Here is a 5,735-nt window from a genome sequence, read left to right as displayed (position 1 = left end):
GGCTGGTACTTTCCAATGCCACTTTCCTAAAGCCTTGCCCGGCCAGAATGTCACAAACTCACAAGCTCTTTGGACTGGTTCGACAGTTAGGGTTTAACTTTAGTTCCAGTTGTTTGAGGTAAAGGGTGTGTATTGAAGGTTCAGGTATTGGTAAAGCTTAGGGGTTGTCCAAAAATAGCGGTCTTATTTTAACGAACGTTGCCCGCCGCCCGTTGCCCGTTACCTGAAAAAACCAGAGCTGCGTGTGCTTTTGCGGGAGACGGGCAACGGGTAGCGGGCAACGGTCTTTTACAAGCCCGGCATACTGAAATTTACTTTATTTATCATTCAGGCATTTGTTCCAGTACCATTTTGTTGTATTTTGATCGGCTTAATTTTTATTCCGGTTCAATCATCGAATCGTCGCAGGAAAAGGTCAAGATGTCCGATAGTCAAAACCCGTTGCTGAAAGATCTTCAGTCCCGCCAGCTCATCGCACAGACGACAGCCGTCGAGGAACTGGACGCTCATTTGAGCGAACAGCCTCGGGTGCTCTATTGTGGCTTTGATCCCACCGCTGACAGTCTTCACCTGGGCCACCTGGTGCCACTGCTGGTACTCAAACGTTTCCAGCAGGCTGGTCATAAGCCTATTGCTCTGGTAGGTGGAGCGACAGGCCTGATTGGTGACCCAAGCTTCAAGGCTGCCGAACGTCAACTGAATACCCCGGATGTGGTGGCTGGCTGGGTTGAAAAGATCAAGGGGCAGGTGAGCCAGTTCATCGACTTTGACTGTGGTGAGAGCTCTGCCATTGTCGCTAATAATCTGGACTGGACGAGCAACCTGAATGTTCTGGATTTCTTGAGAGATATTGGCAAGCATTTCGCGGTCAATGCCATGATCAATAAGGAATCTGTACAGCAGCGGCTCAATCGTGAAGGGGCTGGTATCTCCTTTACCGAGTTCTCTTATGCCTTGCTGCAGGGTATGGATTTTGCTGAGCTGAACCGTCGTTATGACTGTACTCTGCAGATCGGTGGCAGTGATCAGTGGGGTAATATTGTTGGTGGTATTGATCTGGCCCGCCGTCAGAATAAATCCCGTACCTTTGGTTTAACGGTACCCCTGATAACTAAGTTCGATGGTACCAAGTTTGGTAAGACCGAAGGTGGTGCGATATGGCTGGATCCCGCGAAAACCTCCCAGTACGCTTTCTACCAGTTCTGGATGAATACTGCCGATGCGGATGTTTACCGCTTCCTGAAGTTCTTCACCTTCATGAGCATGGAAGAGATTGATGCCATTGAGAAGGCAGATGCTGAGCGTCAGGGCAGACCTGAGGCGCAACAGATTCTTGCCCGGGAAGCGACTCGCCTGGTGCATGGAGATGAAGGTCTCAAGGCAGCGGAACGTATTTCTGAAGCCCTGTTCTCTGGCGATATTACCCAGCTTTCTGAAACCGATATGGAGCAGTTGAAGCAGGATGGCCTGCCCGGTGCAACTATCGAACGGGCTGGGCTGGAAGGTCAGGCGATGACTCAGCTGTTCGCTGAAGTCGGGATGGTGAAGTCTGGCAAGCAGGTTAAAGATGCGCTGGGTAATAAAGCGGTGTTCTTTAATGGCGAGGCCCGTGGCGCAGCGGATAATATGAATCTGCCGGAATGCTTCGCTGCTGAGAAATCGATGTATGGTCGATTCTTCCTGGTGAAGCTGGGTAAGAAGAATCACTTCCTGTTTGAAGTGGTTTAAAAGCCGCTACCCGCTACCCGCTACCCGCTACCCGCTACCCGCTACCCGCTACCCGCACAAGCGGACCCGGCTTTTTCGGGAAGCGGGCGGCGGACAGCGGGCAGCGGTCACTATCATTCCCTCGTTTCTTTGAACTTAACGCACTGATAGCGGAGACATTCCATGTCTTCAGGCCAGACGCCTGGAGCCATACCTGCCTTGTTTTTCAGGTGAGCCAGAAACTGCCTGGGATTAGGAAGTTGTTTCCATACCTGTGGTAAGAAAGTCGCGGAATATTGAGGGTTTCGGATGAGTAACCCATCCATGCCAGGACGCAGTTGTTTAAGAAGGTCTCCTTCGTCAGAAACTTCCATTGGCTGATGAGGAGTCAGTATGGATATTTCCACCTTTATTTCGGTTAACTCATTTTCCGTAACCGGTGGAAACCGGGGATCACGAAAGGCGCTGGCGAAGGAATTGTGGATTACGTCATCCAGCAGTGCCCGGTGAGCCTGGATTGAGCCAATACAGCCACGGAGAACTCCCCGCTTTTGGAGGGTTACAAAGCTGGCGGCTTTTTGCAGAAAGCAATCCGGGTGATTCTCTTTTCCGGGCTGAGGCTCCCTTTGCTGTATTTGTTCAGGTGGCAGGCCCCGTGTACACCCCTCACTGATCGTCCTGCGGCCAAGGCGCAGCAATTCTTTTTTCTGGCTTTCTGTGGGTTCGGTTTGCACAGTAGAAATTCCTGTTTTCCTTTATTAGAAGCATGGACTGCCTCTGTCTGGTTTTTATCGTTAGTCAGTTGTCAGTTGTCAGGAGTCAGGAGTCTACTTTCGGGCAGGCTCCGGAGGCTTTATTGAATAACCTTTTACTGAATAACAAAGGCGCCGTAACCCACTACTCGACTTTTATCGCCAGCGGTATCTCCAGAGTTGCGTACATCAAGGGTAATGACGTCCATTCCCCGACGCTGGGCAACCTTCAACATGCCATTAATAGGGTAGCAGCCGCAGGCCTGCCCACCGGTTAAGTTGCTACTGAGCTGCTCAATCGCCTTTACCGTCTGGTTATCCCGGTAACAAGCCTCTTCGTAGTTATGATAATGGCTGAGATCGGAGCTGATAATGATCAGGGTTTCCTGCTCACCCCAAAGGTGTTCGATGACTTCGGCCACCGCCAGTGGGCTGGCATCACCAACAACAATCGGGATCAGTTTAAAGTCATCCAGACAGGTTTGAAGGAATGGGCATTGAACTTCCAGGCTGTGCTCATAAGCGTGGGCTTGGTCGAGTACCTGCACCTGACTGAATGCTTTAAGTTCTTCCATGGCTTCTGTGTCCAGTGGAATGGTACCCAGCGGGGTTGAAAAGGCTTCACAGTCAGGAAGGGCCATGCCTTGCAGGGGAATCCTGTGAGAAGGCCCCAGCAGCACAACCCTGCGGATGTTTTCTTTCATGGTGTGCAGCAGGCGGTAGGCACTGGCGGCTATCGGTCCGGAGTAGATAAAGCCCGCATGGGGAACAATCAGTGCCTTGGGTGAGAAGTCTCTGGGTTTGGCATCATTGACCAGTTCTTTGACGACGTGATCCAGTGCACTGGGTGAGTTGGGATAAAACGTCCCGGCAACGGCGGGTTGGCGAATAATCATTATGGGTTCTCCCCCGGATGTGGTTGGACCCTATCGATATATTTCAAGCTGAATGAACCCCTGTCTTTTAAGCACCGCTCAAGGAATACCGGTAGAGCCTATAATTATAGTCTTGCTTATTAATATCAGGATAACGATCAGGCTATGAACCTGATCTGGAGATGGATCATGCTTAGGGAAAAAACACCTGCCGGAAATGTGCCGACAAACTATTGGCACGTTCTGGATGATGGGCGTGTCCAGTGTGATGTTTGTCCAAGGGCCTGCAAGCTGAGAAATGGCCAGCAGGGGCTCTGTTTTGTCCGGGCCTGTGAAGATGACCAGATTGTCCTGACCAGCTATGGCCGTTCCAGTGGTTTTTGTATTGATCCCATCGAGAAGAAACCACTGAATCATTTTCTGCCCGGTACCCCGGTTCTGTCGTTTGGTACGGCAGGCTGTAATCTTGCCTGTAAATTCTGTCAGAACTGGGACATGAGCAAATCCCGGGAGATGGACACCCTGGCGGACCAGGCCTCACCGGAGCAGCTGGCGGATACCGCCGAACAGCTGGGCTGTCGCTCCCTGGCCTTTACCTATAACGATCCGGTGATCTTTCTGGAGTATGCCATTGATGTGGCCCGGGCGGCCCATGAAAAGAACCTGAAGTCGGTGGCGGTTTCTGCCGGTTATATCTGTGATGAGCCCCGGGAAGAGTTCTTCCGTTATATGGATGCCGCCAATATTGACCTGAAAGCCTTTACGGAAGATTTTTACCGGAAAATCTGTGGCGGTAAGCTACAGCCGGTTCTGGAAACATTGAAATATCTGAAACATGAAACCTCGGTCTGGTTTGAAATCACCACACTGCTGATTCCCGGGGAAAACGACTCGGACCAGGAACTGCACGACATGTGCCAATGGATTGTGGAGAACCTTGGCATTGATGTACCGATTCATTTCTCGGCTTTTCACCCGGACTGGAAAATGAGGAATCATCCTCGTACGCCTGCCTCCACGCTTACCAGGGCCAGGCAGATTGCCCTGAATCATGGTATCCGGTATGCCTATACCGGTAATGTCCATGACTCGGATGGCGGCAGTACCCGTTGTCATCAGTGCCATAGCCTGTTGATCGAGCGGGACTGGTATGTTCTTGGCGAGTGGGGGGTTAAGGCTTCTGCAGGGAAAGGTTGCTGCCAGCAATGCGGTACGCCGGTTGCCGGTGTTTTTGAAGAGCTACCGGGAGTCTGGGGCAGTCGCCGGGTTCCTGTGAGAATGGTGACTTAAATGAACGCTTCCCGCCGCCCGCTTCCCGCTGCCCGAAAAAGCCAGGATCGCTTGTGCTTTTAACCTCGTTCCCATGCTCTGCGTGGGAATGCATACTGCACTCACCACAAACGAAGCAATCAGAGTCAAACTCCGGAACACCGAGGTAGAATAGGGATATGCTTCGTTTTCACGTGTTGCGGCAATTCAGATTACGGACTATCAAAAATTCCTGCAGCATACGGCCAGTCCCGTATGCATTCCCACGCGGAGCATGGGAACGAGTCTAAAAGCCAGAACCGCTTGTGCTTTTGCGGGAATCGGGTGGCGGGAAGCGAGCAGCGGCTTTTACCCTTAAAACCGCCAGACGATATCGGCACTGATTTGCTGTGATAATGTATGTGATGAGTGTCGTGCATTATAACGAAGGTTGCCGTCTATCAGGCCTCTGGCAACCTGAAGTCCAACGCCCAGTTCAGTGCTGGTTTTGTCCATTTCCGGTGTTGAAAGTACAACAGGTTCAACAGTAGTACCTGTGTCATTTTTCAGTGATACCTCTGTAGACAGTTGCCGATCTCCCCAGGTGGGAATAAAACGAATATCGAATTGAGGAATTAAGCGAACCTTTGCATGAGAACCTGAAATCAGATTGGGTCCCTGTACTGTTAAGCTCAATGGCAACTGTCGGTAATCCTGGCTCCCTTTGGAGCGAACGTAGAGTTTGTTACCATCACCGGTGATTTCATTACCCGGCTGGTGGGTATGCCAGAATTCCAGATGGGCAGCAGGGGTTACCAGCCAGTCCCCATAATACTGAGGCCATGCCATTCCGGCCTGAATGCCCGCTACATCAATCTCTGAATCAGACTTCAGATGAAAATAATGGTTGTATTGACGAAGGTGGTGTTTTGAGTGCAGATAAGTAATCCCGAGATTCACAACCCATGGGTTTACCTTGACCGCGCCTTGAATAAGACCGCCCAGATAGTCCACATCACTTCGAATCGGTGTATTAAATTCCGTTGAGTTAATGTCACCTTTACCACTGAATAGCCCACCTCCCCAGTGACCCCAGTGAGTGTTCTGAACCAGCTGCAGGCCAAGCCCCCGGATATTGGCTTTAAAGCCGATA

5 protein-coding genes are annotated in these 5,735 nt (G+C 51.1%); 2 read left to right on the top strand and 3 right to left on the bottom strand.

The window, feature by feature from the left end:
* The first annotated feature begins 420 nt into the window (after positions 1–420).
* Positions 421–1,728, top strand: coding sequence for a tyrosine--tRNA ligase (gene tyrS / locus RM811_RS01785; RefSeq protein ID WP_402520180.1), 1,308 nt, complete (start codon positions 421–423; stop codon positions 1,726–1,728).
* Positions 1,729–1,841: 113 nt separating this feature from the next.
* Here the strand turns inward: tyrS and amrA are convergent, their stop codons facing one another.
* A complete protein-coding gene (gene amrA / locus RM811_RS01780; RefSeq protein WP_402520178.1) occupies positions 1,842–2,441 on the bottom strand; it encodes an AmmeMemoRadiSam system protein A in 600 nt (199 codons plus the stop codon).
* Between the two features lie 134 nt (positions 2,442–2,575).
* Entirely contained in the window at positions 2,576–3,355 is a 780-nt protein-coding gene (gene amrB, locus RM811_RS01775) for an AmmeMemoRadiSam system protein B (protein ID WP_402520176.1), read from the bottom strand.
* 168 nt (positions 3,356–3,523) lie between these two features.
* Here amrB and amrS point away from each other — a divergent pair, with 168 nt between their 5' ends.
* Positions 3,524–4,624, top strand: coding sequence for an AmmeMemoRadiSam system radical SAM enzyme (amrS, locus tag RM811_RS01770; RefSeq protein WP_402520175.1), 1,101 nt, complete (start codon positions 3,524–3,526; stop codon positions 4,622–4,624).
* 333 nt (positions 4,625–4,957) lie between these two features.
* On the opposite strand, the gene RM811_RS01765 is transcribed toward amrS, so the two are convergent.
* Positions 4,958–5,735, bottom strand: a 778-nt coding sequence (locus RM811_RS01765) for an autotransporter domain-containing protein (protein ID WP_402520173.1), incomplete at its 5' end; no start/stop codon positions are given.

This window comes from Endozoicomonas sp., from assembly GCF_031844845.1.
Lineage (GTDB): Bacteria > Pseudomonadota > Gammaproteobacteria > Pseudomonadales > Endozoicomonadaceae > Endozoicomonas.
The sequence above is the reverse complement of the archived record's forward strand: the minus strand, read 5'-3'. Positions and strand labels throughout refer to the sequence as shown.

What these genes read in the sequence shown, in the direction of transcription:
- tyrS (WP_402520180.1), top strand. Translation starts at nt 421, where the DNA reads ATGTCCGATAGTCAAAACCCGTTGCTGAAAGATCTTCAGTCCCGCCAG.
- amrS (WP_402520175.1), top strand. Translation starts at nt 3,524, where the DNA reads ATGCTTAGGGAAAAAACACCTGCCGGAAATGTGCCGACAAACTATTGG.
- amrB (WP_402520176.1), bottom strand. Translation starts at nt 3,355, where the DNA reads ATGATTATTCGCCAACCCGCCGTTGCCGGGACGTTTTATCCCAACTCA.